Source organism: Streptantibioticus rubrisoli (assembly GCF_024436055.1).
GTDB classification, from domain to species: Bacteria; Actinomycetota; Actinomycetes; order Streptomycetales; family Streptomycetaceae; genus Streptantibioticus_A; species Streptantibioticus_A rubrisoli.
The window spans coordinates 1-17,120 of record NZ_JANFNH010000035.1 but is presented as its reverse complement, the minus strand read 5'-3'; the positions used below and the strand labels follow the sequence as shown (position 1 = coordinate 17,120).

9 protein-coding genes are annotated in these 17,120 nt (G+C 70.4%); 4 read left to right on the top strand and 5 right to left on the bottom strand.

The window, feature by feature from the left end; all coding sequences use genetic code 11:
• Positions 1 to 44 precede the first annotated feature (44 nt).
• Both treS and NON19_RS23875 read right to left on the bottom strand, forming a co-directional pair.
• On the bottom strand, positions 45 to 1,760 hold the full coding sequence (gene treS, locus NON19_RS23880) for a maltose alpha-D-glucosyltransferase (RefSeq protein WP_255931103.1): 1,716 nt from the start codon (positions 1,758 to 1,760) through the stop codon (positions 45 to 47).
• A complete protein-coding gene (locus NON19_RS23875) occupies positions 1,757 to 3,757 on the bottom strand; it encodes an alpha-1,4-glucan--maltose-1-phosphate maltosyltransferase (protein ID WP_255931102.1) in 2,001 nt (666 codons plus the stop codon). Before NON19_RS23875 ends, treS begins: the two co-directional genes overlap by 4 nt.
• Before the next feature lie 488 nt (positions 3,758 to 4,245).
• Between NON19_RS23875 and glgP the strand changes: the two genes are divergently transcribed.
• Positions 4,246 to 6,894 (top strand): alpha-glucan family phosphorylase, encoded by a 2,649-nt coding sequence (glgP, locus tag NON19_RS23870; RefSeq protein WP_255931101.1) that lies wholly within the window; start codon positions 4,246 to 4,248, stop codon positions 6,892 to 6,894.
• Positions 6,895 to 6,966: 72 nt separating this feature from the next.
• Here glgP and NON19_RS23865 read toward each other — a convergent pair whose 3' ends face one another.
• From NON19_RS23865 to glgX, 3 genes are all read right to left on the bottom strand, one after another.
• A complete protein-coding gene (locus NON19_RS23865) occupies positions 6,967 to 8,838 on the bottom strand; it encodes an ABC transporter ATP-binding protein (RefSeq protein ID WP_255931100.1) in 1,872 nt (623 codons plus the stop codon).
• Positions 8,838 to 10,580, bottom strand: coding sequence for an ABC transporter ATP-binding protein (locus NON19_RS23860; protein ID WP_372514263.1), 1,743 nt, complete (start codon positions 10,578 to 10,580; stop codon positions 8,838 to 8,840). The genes NON19_RS23865 and NON19_RS23860 overlap by 1 nt, the downstream gene beginning before the upstream one ends.
• 130 nt (positions 10,581 to 10,710) lie before the next feature.
• The gene (gene glgX / locus NON19_RS23855) at positions 10,711 to 12,849 is read right to left on the bottom strand and encodes a glycogen debranching protein GlgX (protein WP_372514262.1); all 2,139 of its coding nucleotides are present in this window, start codon (positions 12,847 to 12,849) and stop codon (positions 10,711 to 10,713) included.
• Positions 12,850 to 13,392: 543 nt separating this feature from the next.
• Here glgX and NON19_RS23850 point away from each other — a divergent pair.
• The 3 genes from NON19_RS23850 (at position 13,393) to NON19_RS23840 (ending at position 16,910) form a co-directional block, all read left to right on the top strand.
• Complete coding sequence (locus tag NON19_RS23850) at positions 13,393 to 14,634, top strand: L,D-transpeptidase (RefSeq protein ID WP_255931094.1); 1,242 nt, start codon at positions 13,393 to 13,395, stop codon at positions 14,632 to 14,634.
• A gap of 215 nt (positions 14,635 to 14,849) precedes the next feature.
• Positions 14,850 to 16,079, top strand: coding sequence for a L,D-transpeptidase (locus NON19_RS23845; protein WP_255931150.1), 1,230 nt, complete (start codon positions 14,850 to 14,852; stop codon positions 16,077 to 16,079).
• A 63-nt stretch (positions 16,080 to 16,142) separates the two neighbouring features.
• Positions 16,143 to 16,910, top strand: a complete 768-nt coding sequence (locus NON19_RS23840; protein ID WP_255931092.1) for an enoyl-CoA hydratase/isomerase family protein — start codon at positions 16,143 to 16,145, stop codon at positions 16,908 to 16,910.
• The last annotated feature ends 210 nt before the right edge of the window (positions 16,911 to 17,120 follow it).

The following is a 17,120-nucleotide window of genomic DNA, read 5'->3' as shown; positions in this document are numbered from 1 at the left end:
GGGGAGCTGCCCCCGCATCGAACCCATCGCGAACTCCAGCCGCCCTACACGTCGCGGCGCAGCCGGAACCAGTAGAAGCCGTGCCCCGCCAGCGTGAGCAGGTAGGGGAGTTCGCCGATGGCCGGGAAGCGCACGCCGCCGATCAGCTCGACCGGGTGGCGCCCTTCCCAGGTGTGCAGGTCCAGTTCAGTGGGTTGCGGGAACCGCGAGAAGTTGTTCACGCACAGCACGATGTCGTCGCGCTGCCCCTCCGCGGAGGGTGCCTCGCGCAGGAAGGCCAGTACCGCCGGGTTGCTCGACGCCAGTTCGGTGTAGGAGCCGAGTCCGAAGGCGGGGTTCTGCTTTCGGATCTCGATCATCCGGCGGGTCCAGTGCAGCAGCGACGACGGGCTGCTCATCTGGGCTTCGACGTTGGTCACCTGGTAGCCGTAGACCGGGTCCATGATCGTCGGAAGGAAGAGGCGTCCCGGGTCGCAGGAGGAGAACCCGGCGTTGCGGTCCGGGGTCCACTGCATCGGGGTGCGCACCGCGTCGCGGTCGCCCAGCCAGATGTTGTCGCCCATCCCGATCTCGTCGCCGTAGTAGAGGATTGGCGAGCCGGGCAGCGACAGCAGCAGGGCGGTGAACAGCTCGATCTGGTTGCGGTCGTTGTCCAGCAGGGACGCCAGCCTTCGTCGGATGCCGATGTTGGCGCGCATCCGCGGGTCCTTGGCGTACTCCGCGTACATGTAGTCGCGTTCCTCGTCGGTGACCATCTCCAGCGTCAACTCGTCGTGGTTGCGCAGGAAGATGCCCCACTGGCAGTTCGCTGGGATCTGAGGCGTCTTGGCCAGGATTTCCGAGACCGGGTAGCGGGACTCACGGCGCACCGCCATGAAGATGCGCGGCATGACGGGGAAGTGGAACGCCATGTGGCACTCGTCCCCGCCGCTGGGGAAGTCGCCGAAGTAGTCGACCACGTCCTCCGGCCACTGGTTGGCCTCGGCGAGCAGCACGGTGTCCGGGTAGTGGGCGTCGATCTCGGCCCGCACCCGCTTCAGGAAGGCGTGGGTCGCCGGGAGATTCTCGCAGTTGGTGCCCTCCTCGGCGTACAGGTACGGGACCGCGTCGAGGCGGAAGCCGTCGATGCCGAGATCCAGCCAGAACCGCAGCCCGGCGATCATCTCCTCCTGCACCCGGGGGTTCTCGTAGTTGAGGTCCGGCTGGTGGGAGAAGAAGCGGTGCCAGAAGTACTGCTTGCGCACCGGGTCGAAGGTCCAGTTGGAGGTCTCGGTGTCGACGAAGATGATCCGCGCGTCCTGGTACTTCTTGTCGTCGTCGGCCCAGACGTAGTAGTCGCCGTACGGACCGTCCGGGTCGGTACGGGAGGCCTGGAACCACGGGTGCTGGTCGCTGGTGTGGTTCATGACGAAGTCGATGATGACGCGCATGCCGCGTTGGTGTGCGGCGTCGACGAACTCCACGAAGTCGGCGAGGTCACCGAAGTCCGGTAGTACGGCGGTGTAGTCGGAGACGTCGTACCCCCCGTCACGCAGCGGCGAGGCGAAGAACGGCGGCAGCCACAGGCAGTCGACCCCGAGCCACTGGAGGTAGTCCAGTTTGGCGGTCAGGCCCCGCAGATCGCCGATGCCGTCGCCGTTGCTGTCCTGGAAGGAGCGGACCAGCACCTCGTAGAAGACCGCGCGCTTGAACCAGTCGGGGTCACGGTCCTTGGCGGGCGTGTCCTCGAAGGTGTCCTGGACGGGTTCGTTGACTGTCAATTGGGTGACCCTCCGATCGTTGAGGACGGTCGCAGGGACAGCACGTGCGCGGGGCGGGAGCCCGGTTCCAGGCGCACATAGTTGTCCCTGCCCCATTGGTAGGTCTCACCGGTGAGCTCGTCGCGCACCGGGACGGTCTCGTGCCAGTCGAGGCCGAGCTCCGGCATGTTCAACGAAACGGTCGCCTCACGGGTGTGGTACGGGTCGAGGTTGACGACCACCACAACGGTGTCGTGTGAACCCTCCGGCGTGCGGGCGCGCTTGGAGTACACGATGATCGCGTCGTTGTCGGAAGCGTGGAACCTCAGGTTCCGTAGGTACTGCAGCGCGGGGTGGCGCCGCCGCAGTCGGTTCAGGTGGGTGATCAGCGGCGCGATGGAGCGGCCCTCGGCCTCCGCACGCGCCCAGTCACGCGGCCGCAGTTGGTACTTTTCGGAGTCCAGGTACTCCTCGCTGCCCTCGTGCACCGGGGTGTTCTCGCACAGCTCGTAGCCGGAGTAGATGCCCCACGTCGGCGAGAGCGTGGCGGCCAGCACCGCCCGGACCTCGAACGCCGGGCGGCCACCGTGCTGCAGATAGGCGTTGAGGATGTCCGGGGTGTTGACGAAGAGATTGGGCCGCATGTAGGCGGCGGCCTCCCCGCTCAACTCGGCCAGGTATTCGGTGAGTTCCGCCTTGCTGTTGCGCCAGGTGAAATAGGTGTACGACTGCTGGAAACCGATCGCGGCCAGCGTGTGCATCATCGCCGGGCGGGTGAACGCCTCGGCCAGGAAGATCACGTCCGGGTCGGTGCGGTTGATCTCCGCGATCACCCTTTCCCAGAACACCACCGGTTTGGTGTGCGGATTGTCCACCCGGAAGATCCGCACCCCGTGCTCCATCCAGTGCCGCAGCACCCGCAGGGTCTCCCTGGTGATGCCGCGCATATCCGTGTCAAATGCCAGCGGGAAGATGTCCTGGTACTTCTTGGGCGGGTTTTCCGCATGGGCGATCGAACCGTCGATACGGTGTGCGAACCATTCGGGGTGCTTGTCGACCCAGGGGTGATCGGGAGAACACTGCAACGCGAAGTCAAGTGCCACCTCCAGCCGCAGTTGCCTGGCCCGGGACACGAACGCGTCGAAATCATCGATCGTGCCCAGGTCCGGGTGGACCGCGTCATGCCCACCGGCGGGCGAGCCGATCGCCCAGGGCGAGCCGACGTCGTACGGCCCGGCGGTCAGCGAGTTGTTGGGACCCTTGCGGAACGCGGTGCCGATCGGGTGGATCGGCGGCAGGTACACCACGTCGAACCCCATCGCGGCGATCGCGGGCAGCCGCTCGGTCGCGGTGCGCAGCGTCCCCGAACGCGGCGGGACGCCCTCGCGCAGCACCGCGCCCTCCGAGCGCGGGAAGAACTCGTACCACGAGCCGAACAGCGCCCTGGTGCGCTCCACCTGAACCGGCATCGGCCGCGAGGCGCTGACCAGCTCACGCAGCGGGAACCGGTCGAGCACCGCCACGACCTCCTCGGCCAGGGCGGCGGCCAGCCGCTCCTCGGCGGTGCGCTTGCCGTCCCGCAGCGCGTCCACCGCGTCCAGCACCACCGAGCGGCCGTCCTTCTTGGGCACCCCGGCCGCCGCACGCTCGTGCAGCGCCGCGCCCTCGGCCAGCATCAGCTCGGTGTCGATCCCGGCCGGAACCTTGATCCGGGCGGCGTGCCGCCAGCTGCCCAGCGGGTCGGACCAGGCCTCCACGGTGTACGTCCAGCGGCCCTCGGCCGTCGGGGTGACCTCCGCGCCCCAGCGGTCGGTGCCCGGGGCGAGTTCACGCATCGGGGTCCAGGGGCCGGACCGGCCCGCCGCGTCCCGCAGTACCACGTTGGCGGCGACCGCGTCATGGCCCTCGCGGAAGACGGTGGCGGAGACCTGGAAGGTCTCGCCCACCACGGCCTTCGCGGGACGCCTGCCGCAGTCCACCAGCGGGCGGAGATCCAGTACGGGGATTCGGCCGATCATGTGTTCACCTGGACTTGCCTCGTTACGTTTTCTTGGTGCCCCCATTGCCTTTTCTATCTGCTCCCTCGACTGTGCACTCGTGCGCATGGCCGCTCCTGTGCGCGTTCACTCGGTTGGAATGGACGAGACATGACGGAGTAACAGGGTGCGGGGCGTTCTGGAAGCCTTCCCGCAGGCTCCTGTTGAACACCATCTTTCGGACCGAGGACGCTCGTACGAAGGGGTGAAGCGGTGACGAGTCGATGACCGGGGAACCGCGGCCAGATGACGCGTCAGGGCCGTAAGGGTGAACCGGTTGTACCGCACCCCCCGGAGCACCGCGGGTGCCACAGGGAAGCCTTACGTAGGAAATCGTCCTGTACAAGGCACCGGTAGGGAAGGGAATCGGCCAAACCGCGGACACGCCGCTGACGCAAAAGATCTGCGGATCCTCGACGAGGAAAGCGGACTTCGAGTGAAACCGGCCTTCGCGCCGCTACCGTCGTACCGTGAAGGCTATCCGTCGATTCACCGTCCGTACGGTCCTCCCCGAACCCTTGCGCCCGCTCGGCGAGCTGGCCCAGAATCTGCGCTGGTCCTGGCACCAGGAGACCCGTGAGCTGTTGCAGTCCGTCGACCCCGGCGGATGGCGGGCCGCGGGCGGCGACCCGGTGCGGCTGCTGGGCTCGGTACCAGCGCAGCGGCTGGCGGCACTCGCCGAGGACCGCCGTTTCCTGCGGCGGTTGACCGCCGCGGCCGAGGACCTCTCCGACTACCTGACCAATCCGCGCTGGTACCAGAGCGCGTCGCAAGGCTCTGAACTCCCGTCCGCCATTGCCTACTTCTCGCCCGAATTCGGTATCACCGCAGCCCTGCCGCAGTATTCTGGTGGGTTGGGCATCCTGGCCGGTGACCACCTCAAGGCCGCCAGTGACCTCGGCGTGCCGCTGATCGGCGTCGGACTGCTCTACCGGCACGGGTACTTCCGGCAGTCGCTGTCCCGCGAGGGCTGGCAACAGGAGCACTACCCGGTCCTGGACCCGAACGAACTCCCGTTGACCCCGCTGTGCGAGCCGGGCGGCAGCCCGGCCCTGGTCACCCTGGCGCTGCCCGGCGGGCGGTCGCTGCGCGCCCGCATCTGGACGGCGCAGGTGGGCCGGGTGCCGCTGCTGCTGCTCGACTCCGACGTGGAGGAGAACAACGCCAGCGAACGCGAGGTCACCGACCGGCTCTACGGCGGCGGCAGCGAACACCGGCTGCTGCAGGAGATGCTGCTGGGCATCGGCGGAGTGCGCGCGGTGCGCACCTACTGCAGGCTGACCGGGCACCCCGAACCGGAGGTGTTCCACACCAACGAGGGCCACGCCGGATTCCTCGGCCTGGAGCGGATCCGTGAACTGCACGACGGGCCGGACGCGTTGGAGTTCGACGCGGCATTGGAGGCGGTGCGCGCCGGAACCGTCTTCACCACCCACACCCCCGTCCCCGCCGGGATCGACCGGTTCGCCCTGGAACTGATCGGCCGCCACTTCGGCGACGGCGGCGAACTGCCCGGCGTCGACCTGGACCGGGTGCTGGAGCTGGGCCGGGAGAACTACCCGGGCGGTGACCCCGGGGTGTTCAACATGGCGGTGATGGGGCTGCGACTGGCCCAGCGCGCCAACGGGGTCAGCACCCTGCACGGCGCGGTCAGCCGCCAGATGTTCGCCGGGCTGTGGCCGGGATTCGACCCCGAGGAGGTGCCGATCCGGTCCATCACCAACGGCGTGCACGCGCCGACGTGGGTGGCTCCCGAGGTGTTCCGGCTCGGCGCCCACCAGGTCGGGGTGCAGCGCACCGAGGACGCCCTGGCGGTCGGCGGCTCGCACAGCTGGGAGTCGGTGGCCAACATTCCCGACGCGGCGATCTGGGAGGTCCGGCGGAACCTGCGCGAGCAACTGGTCGAGGAGGTACGGGCCAGGCTGCGTGCCTCCTGGCGGCAGCGCGGCGCCGGGGACATCGAACTGGGCTGGACCGACGAGGTGCTGGACCCCGATGTGCTCACCATCGGGTTCGCCCGCAGGGTGCCCTCGTACAAGCGGCTCACCCTGATGCTGCGCGACAAGGAGCGGCTCACCCGGCTGCTGCTGCACCCGCAGCGGCCGGTGCAGATCGTTGTCGCGGGCAAGGCGCACCCGGCCGATGACAGCGGCAAGCGCCTGGTGCAGGAACTCGTGCGGTTCGCCGACGATCCACGGGTGCGGCACCGCATCGTCTTCCTGCCCGACTACGGCATGGCGATGGCCCAGCGGCTCTACCCCGGTTGCGACGTCTGGCTGAACAACCCGCTGCGGCCGTTGGAGGCGTGTGGCACGTCGGGGATGAAGGCGGCGCTCAACGGCTGCCTCAACCTGTCGGTGCTGGACGGCTGGTGGGACGAGTGGTTCGACGGCAACAACGGCTGGGCGATTCCTACGGCTGATGACGGATCTGGTGGACCCGCCTCGAATGAGGAAGATGGGGCCCGGCGGGACGACATCGAGGCGGCCGCCCTGTACGACCTGATCGAGACACAGGTCGCACCCCGCTTCTACGACACCGACGGTACGGGGCTGCCACGGCGTTGGATCGAGATGGTCCGGCACACCCTGGTGACCCTGGGACCCAAGGTGCTGGCCGGGCGCATGGTGCGGGACTACGTCTCCGAGCTGTACGCGCCCGCCGCCCGCGCCCACCGTACGGTGACCGCCGAGGCGGCACGGGACCTCAGCGCCTGGAAGGCCCGGGTGCGCGAGCAGTGGTCCCGGGTGGCCATCGACCATGTGGAGGCCGGATCGGCGGGCGGCACCGTCGAGTTGGGCTCCGCGCTGGCGCTGCGGGTACGGGTGGCGCTCGGCGGTCTCGACCCGGCGGACGTGGACGTGCAGGTGGTGTCCGGGCGGGTGGACGACTCCGACCGGATCACCGACGCTTCGGCGGTCTCCCTCAAGCCGGGGGGCCGCCCGGACCTTGACGGGCGCTGGCTGTTCGAGGGGCCGCTGGAGCTGGACCGCAGTGGGCCCTTCGGGTACACGGTGCGGGTTCTGCCGGCGCATCCGCTGTTGGCGTCCGCCGCTGAGCTCGGGCTGATCGCCGTTCCGGCGGAGGCCGAGGGGATGACGGCGGGGGTCCTGCGGTAGCTGGCCTGCCCGGCTGCGGATTGTGTGGAGTTCCCCCGCCCGCCCTTTCTTCAGTGGGTGGGCGGGGGGCTCTCAGCCGACCAGGCTGTCCCGCCAGGCCTGGTGCAGATGGGCGAAGTCGCCGCTGGTGGCGATGAGTTGGGACGGCGTGCCGTCCTCGATGATCCGGCCGTCGGCCATGACCAGGACCCGGTCGGCGATCTCCACCGTGGACAGGCGGTGCGCGATGATCAGCGCGGTGCGGCCGTGCAGCACCGTGGCCATGGCCTGCTGCACCGCGCGTTCGCCGGGGATGTCCAACGAGGACGTCGCCTCGTCCAGCACCAGTACCGCCGGATCGGCCAGCAGCGCCCGGGCGAACGCCACCAACTGGCGCTGCCCCGCCGATATTCGGCCACCGCGCTTACGGACATCCGTGGCGTACCCCTCGGGCAGCGCCGCGATGAAGTCATGCGCGCCGATCGCCTTGGCCGCGGCCTCGATCTGTGCCGGGGTGGCGTCCGGGTTGCCCAGCGCGATGTTCTCCGCGACCGTGCCGGAGAACAGGAACGACTCCTGGGTGACCATGACCACCCCGCGCCGCAACTCCGGTGTGGGCAACTCCCGTAGGTCCACGCCGTCGAGGGTGATCCGGCCCTCGGTGGGGTCGTAGAACCGGCACAGCAGCTTCGCCAGCGTGGACTTGCCCGCCCCGGTCGCACCGACCAGCGCCACCGTCTGGCCCGCCGGTACCGCCAGATCGAACCGGGGCAGCACCTCGCCGCCGGTGCGGTAGGCGAACCGCACGCCCTCGAACGCCACCGCCCGGCCCGGGCGGTCACCGCGCTTGGCCGGAAGCTCGCGGGGCGTCGCGGGCTCCGGCACCGACGGCCGTTGCGCCAGCAGTCCGGCGATCTTCTCCAGCGAAGCCGCGGCGGCCTGCCAGGAGTTGAGGAACATCCCCAGCGGATCGATCGGCGCGTACAGCCGCCGCAGATACAGCACGAAGGCCGCCAGCACCCCCAACTCCAGGGAACCGGCCGCCACTCGGTAGGCGCCCCACAGCACCACCAGCGCCACCGAGGTGTTGGCGATCAGCCAGGACAAGACGTTGAACCGGCCCATCTCCAAGATCGCGTCACCGTTCGCCCGCTCATGGACGCGGTTGAGCTCCACGAACCGCTCGTCATTGGCCCGCTCCCGGCGGAACGCCTGCACCGGCCGGATCCCGTTCATGGTCTCGGTGAACCGCACGATCACACTGGCGATCGCCGCGGACCGGCGCGAGTAGGCCTGTTGGGAGCGGCGGCTGAAGGACCGGGTGGTCCACACCAGCGGCAGCGCGGTGGCCAGTGCGAACAGGCCGAGCCCCCAGTCCAGCCAGAGCAGCACCACACCGATGTAGAGCACGGCCAGGCACACGCCGAGCAGTTCCTGCAGCCCGTCGGTGAGCAGTTCGCGGAACGCCTCCACATCGGAGGTCGCCCGGGCGATGATCCGCCCCGAGGTGTAGCGCTCGTGGAAGTCCAGGCCGAGCGCCTGGGCGTGCCGGAAGATCCGGCCGCGCAGATCCAGCAGCACGTCCTGGCTGATCACGGCGGACAGCCGGATGAACGCCCGCTGCAACACCCCGCCGAGCAGGGCGAAGCCGACATACCCCACGGCGGTGGCGACCAACGGCCCCCGGTCATGGCCGCGCAGCGCCGGGATCGCCCGGTCGATGGCGTACGCCACGAGCAGCGGGCCGATCTGCACAGCGGCCTGCTGCACCACCAGCACCACCGCCGCCAGCCAGACCCGCGCCCGATACGGGCGTGCCAACTGCCTCAGCAGCGCGCGCGAGGCGCCCTTGGGCGCGGGCAGTACATCGCGGTCGTACGCGTCGTCGCGCGGTGGCCCGGGAGCGGACTGGTCCGGCTCCTGTGGGTGGCTCCCGTCCACCGACGGGTCGGCGAGGGCGGTCATCAGGCTGCGCTCCTGTCGTCGGCGTCACCGGACATCAGCTGGCGGTACTCCCGGCATTCGGCCAGGAGTTGGTGATGGGTGCCGACGGCCGCGATGCGTCCGCCGGACAGCAGCGCCACCCGGTCGGCGAGCAGCACGGTGGACGGCCGGTGGGCGACCACCAGTGCGGTGGTGGTGGCCAGCACCTCCCGCAGCGCGCCCTCCACCAGCGCCTCGGTGTGCACGTCCAGAGCGGACAGCGGATCGTCCAGCACCAGGAAGCGCGGGCGGCCCACCACCGCGCGGGCCAGTGCCAACCGCTGCCGCTGGCCGCCGGACAGGCTCAGCCCCTGCTCGCCCACCTGGGTGTCCACCCCCTGCGGCAGCTCGTGCACGAAACCGCACTGCGCGGTCTGCAAAGCCCACCGCAGATCGGCCTCGCCAGCCTGCTCCGCGCCCATCAACACGTTGTCCCGGACGCTCGCGGAGAACAGCGTCGGCTCCTCGAAGGCCGTCGAGACCATGGCGCGCAAACGCTCCTTCGGCAGTCGCGCGATGTCCATCCCGTCCAGCGTGATGCGGCCGCCGGTCGCCTCGTACAGCCGAGGGATGAGCGCGGTCAGCGAGGTCTTGCCGGAGCCCGTGGCGCCGACCAGGGCCAGTGTCTGGCCGGTGGGTATGTGCAGGTCGAGCCCGGCCAACAGGTCCGGGGTGCCGTCCGGGGCGTCCGGGTAGCGGAACTGGACACCGGTGAACCGGATCCCGTCACCGGCCCGACTGACCGCGTCCGGCCCGGCGGTGTGGTCCGGCGGCAGCTCGGTGTCCATCACCTCGAAGTACCGGTCGGCCGCGGTGGCCGACTCGCTGCTCATCGACAGCAGCCAGCCCAGCGACTCGATCGGCCAGCGCAGCGCGAGCGCCGTGGACAAGAACGCCACCAGCGTGCCCGCTGACAGCTGGCCGTCGGACACCTGCACGGCGCCGATCACCAGCGCCACCCCGAGCGCCACGTCCGGCACCGCCGTCACCAGTAGCCACACCTCGGCCAGCAGCCGCGCCTTGCGCAGCTCGGTGCCGAGCAGTGCGTGCGCGGCCCGGCGGAACGCCTGGCCCTGGCTGCGGTGTCGCCCGAACGCCTTGATGATCCGGATGCCCAGCGCCGACTCCTCGACCAGCGTGGTCAGATCGCCGATCTGGTCCTGGGCGCGGCGCGAGGCCAGCGAGTACTGGCCCATGAAGTACGTACACAGCACTATCAGCGGCACCGCGGGCACCAGCAGGATCAGCCCCAGCGTCCACCGCTGGGTGAGCAGGATGGTGAAACCGACCAGTATCGTCGCCGAGTTGACCACCAGGAACACCAGCGGAAAGGCCAGGAACATCCGCAGGATCTGCAGGTCGCCCGTGGCACGGGAGAGTAACTGCCCGGATCCCCAACGGTCGTGGAAGGCGACCGGCAGCCGTTGCAGATGCCGGTAGAGGTCGGCCCGCATGCGTGCCTCAAGTGCGGCCATCGGCCGGGCGGTCAGCCAGCGGCGCAGCCCGAACAGCCCGGCCTCCAGCAGCCCGAGCAGCAGCACCAGCCCGCCGCCCAGCCACACCCCGCCCGGATCCCGGTGCGCGACCGGCCCGTCCACCGTCCACTTGAGCACCAGCGGGATGAGCAGCGCCATGCACGACGCGCCGACCGCCACCGCCATCGACCCGAACAGCCGCGGCGCCAGCGGCCGTACGTACGGCCACAGCCGCAGCAGTGACCGCACCGCCGACCGCCGCTCCGCGGCGCTCCGCCGGGCACGCCACGCCCCGCCTCTTTCGTCCCCCATGGCCGTCCCCTCCGTCCCTGCCACGTTTCAGAGACTAGAGGCGACCACCGACAACGCCCATCGGGTTTCAGCGGTGTTCGGCCCGCAGCAGCATCAGGCACCGCTCCGGCACGGTGATCGTGGCCCCCGCGCGGTGCCGCCCTGGCCCCGGCGCGTCCGCCGCCCGCGAGGTGTCGACCAGTACCTCGTAGTTCCGTGCCCACGGCGGGCCCGGCAGGGTGAAGGGGCACGGGGTTTCCGCGGCGTGCAGCACGATGAGGAAGCTGTCGTCGTGGACGCGGCGGCCGGTGGCGTCCCGTTGGGGAATGTCGCGGCCCGACAGATACATGCCAAGCGTTGCGGCCGGTGCGAACCAGTCCGCCTCGGTCATCTCCGTACCGCGCGGGGTGAACCAGGCCAGGTCCCGCAGTCCGCCGGGATCCTGCGGCAGCCCGGAGAAGAACGCCCGGCGGCGCAGCACCGGATGGTCACGGCGCAGCCAGACCAACCGCGCCGCCAGTTCGAACAGTTCACGCCATCGCGGCTCGTCGAGCAGCGACCAGTCCACCCACCCGACCTCGTTGTCCTGGCAGTAGGCGTTGTTGTTGCCGCCCTGGGTGCGGCCCATCTCGTCGCCCGCGACCAGCATCGGCACCCCGGTGGACAGCAGCAGCGTGCTCAGCAGGTTGCGCAACTGCCGCTGCCGCAGGGCCAGTACCGGCTCGGAGTCGGTCTCGCCCTCCGCGCCGCAGTTCCAGGAGCGGTTGTCGTCCGAACCGTCCTGGTTCTGCTCGCCGTTGGCCTCGTTGTGCTTGTGGTTGTAGGAGACCAGGTCGCGCAGGGTGAAGCCGTCGTGCGCGGTGACGAAGTTGACCGAGGCGTACGGATGGCGACCGCTCCACGCGTACAGGTCGCTGGAGCCGGACAGCCGGTACCCCAGATCGGCCAGGTCCGCGCTGGCGCCCCGCCAGAAGTCGCGTACCGCGTCGCGGTAGCGGTCGTTCCACTCGGTCCACAGCGGTGGGAAGGCGCCCACCTGGTAGCCGCCGGAGCCGATGTCCCACGGCTCGGCGATCAGCTTGACCCGGCGCAGCACCGGGTCCTGGGCGATCACCGCGAGGAACGGCGAGAGCATGTCGACATCGTGCATGCTGCGGGCCAGCGCCGCCGCGAGGTCGAAGCGGAAGCCGTCCACGCCCATCTCCGTCACCCAGTACCGCAGCGAGTCGGTGATCAGCCGCAGCACCTGCGGCTGCACGACGTGCAGGGTGTTGCCGCAGCCGGTGTAGTCCGCGTAGCCGCGCGGGTCGCCGCCCAGCCGGTAGTAGCCGCGGTTGTCGATGCCGCGCAGCGACAGGGTCGGCCCCAACTCGCCGCCCTCGGCGGTGTGGTTGTAGACCACGTCCAAGATGACCTCGATGCCCGCCGCGTGCAGCGCGCGCACCATCCGCTTGAACTCGCCCACCTGCTGGCCGCGGGTGCCGGAGGAACTGTACGCGGCGTGTGGCGCGAAGTAGCCGATCGAGTTGTAGCCCCAGTAGTTGCGCAGGTTCCGGCGCAGCAGGTGGTCCTCGTGCGCGAACTGGTGCACCGGCAGCAGTTCGACGGCGGTCACGCCCAGCTTGTTCAGGTGCTCGATGGCCGCCGGATGCGCCAACCCGGCGTAGGTGCCGCGCAGTTCGCGCGGTATGCGCGGATGGCGCATGGTGAAGCCGCGCACGTGCAGCTCGTAGATGACCGTGTCGGACCACGGGGTCTTGGGACGGCGGTCGTCCGCCCAGTCGTCGCCGTCGTCCACCACCACACCCTTGGGCACGAACGGCGCCGAGTCGCGGTTGTCCCGCACGGTGTCGGCGACCGGGCGGTCCGGCCAGTCCCGTACGTGCCCGTAGACCTCCGGCGGCAGCGCGAACTCGCCGTCCACCGCCCGGGCGTAGGGGTCCAGCAGCAGCTTCGCCGGGTTCCACCGGGCGCCGGTCCACGGGTCCCAGCGGCCGTGTACCCGGTAGCCGTACGCCTGGCCGGGGCGCACCCCGGGGACGAAGCCGTGCCACACCTCGTGCGTCAACTCGGTCAGCGGCAGCCGGGTCTCGCCCCCTTCGGCGTCGAACAGGCACAGTTCCACCGCCTCCGCACCGCCCGCCCACAGCGCGAAGTTGGTGCCCCGCGTGCCCTCCGGGCCGGTGTGGAAGCGCGCGCCGAGCGGCTCCGGGGCGCCGGGCCACACCGGGCGTGGCGGGGCGCTGGAGCGCCGCTGGGCGGTCCGCGCGTCCTCGGTGTCCGGTTCCGCCGTCCGGGTGGCGGTCAGTGTGGTCGTCGCGGAACGGTGGCCGTCGCCGTCCGCGGTCCCGCCGGAAGCCGCGGCGGCCTGCTCTGGTTCGGGTGCGCTCGACACGTAGTGGCCTCCCGCGGCTCTACGGCACCGTTTCGCGGTGTCCCGTACCGCGCGCGGTTCCGTTCTCCGTTGTGGCTTCATGGTGTCATTCCCGGTTAAGGCGCCGTCCTCACGGAACCCGTGGTCCCGGAAGTCGTTGACCCCGGCGTGACGAGTGCAGTGGTTGCGTGGGTACGCCGGGCGGTACGAGGACTGCCGGGTACGGGATCGGTGGCCGGACGCGTGCTGGGGTCCGCCCGGGGGACCTTGACGGGGTCGCGGCTCCCGCGGCCGCGGGCCACCGGCGGGACGCCGCGGTGCCGCCGGTCGCGCGCCGCCGTGGCACAGACGGGACCGCGCCGCGACGCAGGGCAAGCACGACGCGGGGGACCGGCGATGCCGCCCCGCCCCACCACGCGTCCGGCACGGTTCGCGGCACCGGCGCTGGTCGCCGCCCTGGTGCTGACCGGGTGCACCGGGGCCGCCGGGGGCAGCGGTGGCGGGGCCGGGGACGGGCGCGGCGCGGGCTCCGGCGGACCGGCGGTCTCCCAGGCCACGATCCGGATCACCCCGAACGACGGCGCCTCCGGGGTGCCGCCCACCGGGGTGCTGGGCGTGACGGTGGACAGTGGCGTGCTCACCCAGGTCAAGGTGGCCGACGCCACCGGCGCCCAGGTGCCGGGCCAGATCGACTCCGGCGGGCACTCCTGGCACCCGACCGGCAAGCTGGCGCTGGAGACCCGGTACACGGTGGACGCGCTCGCCGAGGACTCCGGCGGGCGGCGGGCCGCCAAGCACGCCGAGTTCACCACATTGGTGCCGCAGCACCGGCTCATCGCCTTCTACACGCCCGAGTCGGGCGCCACCGTCGGCACCGGCATGATCGTTTCGCTCACCTTCAACCGCCCGGTCGTCGACCGCGCCGCCGTGGAGCGCGCGGTCACCGTCACCGCCCAGCCCGCCATCGAGGTGGCGCCGCACTGGTTCGGCGCCCAGCGCCTAGACTTCCGCCCGCAGCACTACTGGACCCCCGGTACCAGGGTCGACCTGCGGATGCGGCTGCGTGACGTACAGGGCGCGCCCGGTGTCTACGGCAGCCAGTTCAAGGACGTGGTCTTCACCATCGGCCGAAGCCAGACCAGCGTGGTGGACGCCGAGGCGCACACCATGACCGTGCGCCGGGACGGGGTGGTGGTGCGCACCCTGCCGGTGAGCACCGGCAGCCCCGAACACGCCACGTACGCGGGGAAGATGGTGATCTCCGAGAAGCTGCCGGTGACCAGGATGAACGGGGACACCGTCGGCTACGGCGGCGAGTACAACATCCCCGACGTGCCGCACGCGATGCGGCTCACCCAGTCCGGCACCTTCGTGCACGGCAACTACTGGTCGCCCAAGGAGACGTTCGGCACCGCGAACACCAGCCACGGCTGCGTCGGGCTGTACGACGTCAAGGGCGGCGGCGCGCAGACGCCCGCGGGATGGTTCTTCGGCACCTCGCTGGTGGGCGACGTGGTCGAGGTGGTCAACGCGCATGACGCGACGGTCGCCCCGGACAACGGGCTCAGCGGCTGGAACCTGACCTGGGCGCAGTGGCTCGCGGGGTCGGCGACGGCGTTGGCGGCGCCCTCGCCCTGAACATGTGCGCCTGACGGCGGCCCCCGCGGCGGCAACCCGTTCGCCGTGAAACGTACGAACGGCCGCCCCACCCTACCCAGTTGCGGACGGTTCGCGGTGGACTGGGACGGAACGGTGACAATTCCGTGGCTTGGTGACCATCAAGGGTGTGGTTATCTATCGACGAGCGTGGAGGGCGCTTGTTCAGGTAAAGCCAAGGGGGGAGAGGCGAGTTGCTGTCACATCAGCCGGGGGCGCGGCGGGCCGCGGGGGCGGCGTCGGGCGTCAGGCGGGGTCTGCTGGCCGGGGCGCTCGGCGCGGTGCTGCTGTTGGCGACCGCGTGCGGCGGACACGATTCCGGCCAGGGCAAGAGCGGTTCCGGATCCGACCAGCAGGCGTCGAAGGCCGTGGTGAACGTCGCGCCCAAGGACGGCGCGACCGACGTAGCCACCAGCGGCGCGCTCAAGATATCCGCGGACCAGGGCAGGTTGACCCAGGTCGAGGTCAAGGACGCCAAGGGCACCGCGGTCGCGGGCAGGATCTCGTCGGACGGCACCAGCTGGGTGCCGGACAGCAACCTCAGCACCTCCACCAAGTACACGGTGGACGCCATCGCCAAGGACGCGCAGGGCCGTGAGTCGGCCAAGCACGCCACGTTCACCACGGTCGTCCCCAAGGACGGCTTCATCGGCTTCTTCACGCCCGACGACGGCTCCACGGTGGGCGTCGGCACCGAGGTGTCGATCAGCTTCAACCGGCCGATCGACAACACCAAGGCCGTGCAGAACGGCATCAAGGTGACCGCCTCCCCGTCGGTGCCGGTCGTCGGCCACTGGTTCGGCAACCAGCGCATCGACTTCCGCCCGGAGAAGTACTGGGCGCCTGGCACCAAGGTCACGTTGAGTCTGCGGCTCAACGGTGTACAGGGCGCGCCGGGGGTGTACGGCTCGCAGTCCAAGGACGTGCACTTCACCATCGGCCGCAACCAGGTCAGTTACGTGGACGCCGCCTCGCACGAGATGACCGTGACGCAGGACGGCAAGACGATCAAAACCATCCCGATCTCCGCGGGCGCGCCCGACCACACCACGTACAACGGGCAGATGGTGATCAGCGAGAAGGACCCGGTGACCCGGATGGACGGCTCGACCGTCGGTTTCGGCGGTGAGTACGACATCAAGGACGTGCCGCACGCGATGCGGCTCACCCAGTCCGGGACGTTCATCCACGGCAACTACTGGGGCGACACCTCGGTGTTCGGCAGTGAGAACACCAGCCACGGCTGCGTCGGACTGCACGACATCCGCGGCGGCGGCGACAACGGCACACCGGCCGCCTGGTTCTACGACCACTCGATGATCGGCGACGTGGTGGTGGTCAAGAACTCCAACGACAAGACGGTGGCGCCGGACAACGGCTTCAACGGCTGGAACATGCCCTGGTCGCAGTGGACCGCGGGCCAGTAGGGGCTCATTCCGGGGGCTTCGCCCCCGGAACCCCCGTGCGGCCGGAGGCGATACCGTTCGGCCATGACTGTTCACCTTGAGGCCGCCGACGGCGTCGGCGTCATCCGTCTGGACCGTCCGCCGATGAACGCGCTGGACACCGCCACCCAGGACCGGCTGCGCGAGGTCGCGCGGGAGGCCGCCCAGCGCGACGACGTACGAGCCGTCGTCGTCTGGGGCGGCGAGAAGGTGTTCGCGGCGGGCGCGGACATCAAGGAAATGCAGGCCATGGGGTACGAGGACATGGCGGTACGGGCCCGGGCGCTGCAGGACTCGTTCACCGCCGTGGCCCGTATCCCCAAGCCCGTGGTGGCCGCGGTGACCGGCTACGCGCTGGGCGGCGGCTGTGAGTTGGCGCTGTGCGCCGATGTGCGGATCGCGGCGGAGAGCGCCAAGCTCGGCCAGCCGGAGATCCTGCTCGGCCTGATTCCGGGCGCGGGCGGCACCCAGCGGCTGTCCCGGCTGGTCGGCCCGGCCAAGGCCAAGGACCTGATCTTCACCGGCCGGATGGTCACCGCCGAGGAGGCGCTGACCATCGGCCTGGTGGACCGGGTGGTTCCGGCCGAGAAGGTCTACCAGGAGGCGCACGCCTGGGCGGCGAAGCTCGCCAAGGGACCGGCGCTCGCGCTGCGCGCCGCCAAGGAGGCCGTTGACAGCGGTCTGGAGACGGACCTGGAGACCGGCCTGGCGGTCGAACGCGGCCTGTTCGCCGGGCTGTTCGCGACCCAGGACCGGGAGATCGGCATGCGCAGCTTCGTCGAAGAGGGGCCGGGCAAGGCGAAGTTCGGCTGAGCCGCACAGCGGCAGTTCGGCTGAGCCCACCCGTCGCCCTCCACCACCCTCAACGGAGGCCCTCCGGGCCGCTGCGCCGATCTCGTCGCCCTCCACCACCCTCAACGGAGGCCCTCCGGGCCGCTGCGCCGATCTCGTCGCCCTCCACCACCCTCAACGGAGGCCCTCCGGGCCGCTGCGCCGATCTCGTCGCCCTCCACCACCCTCAAC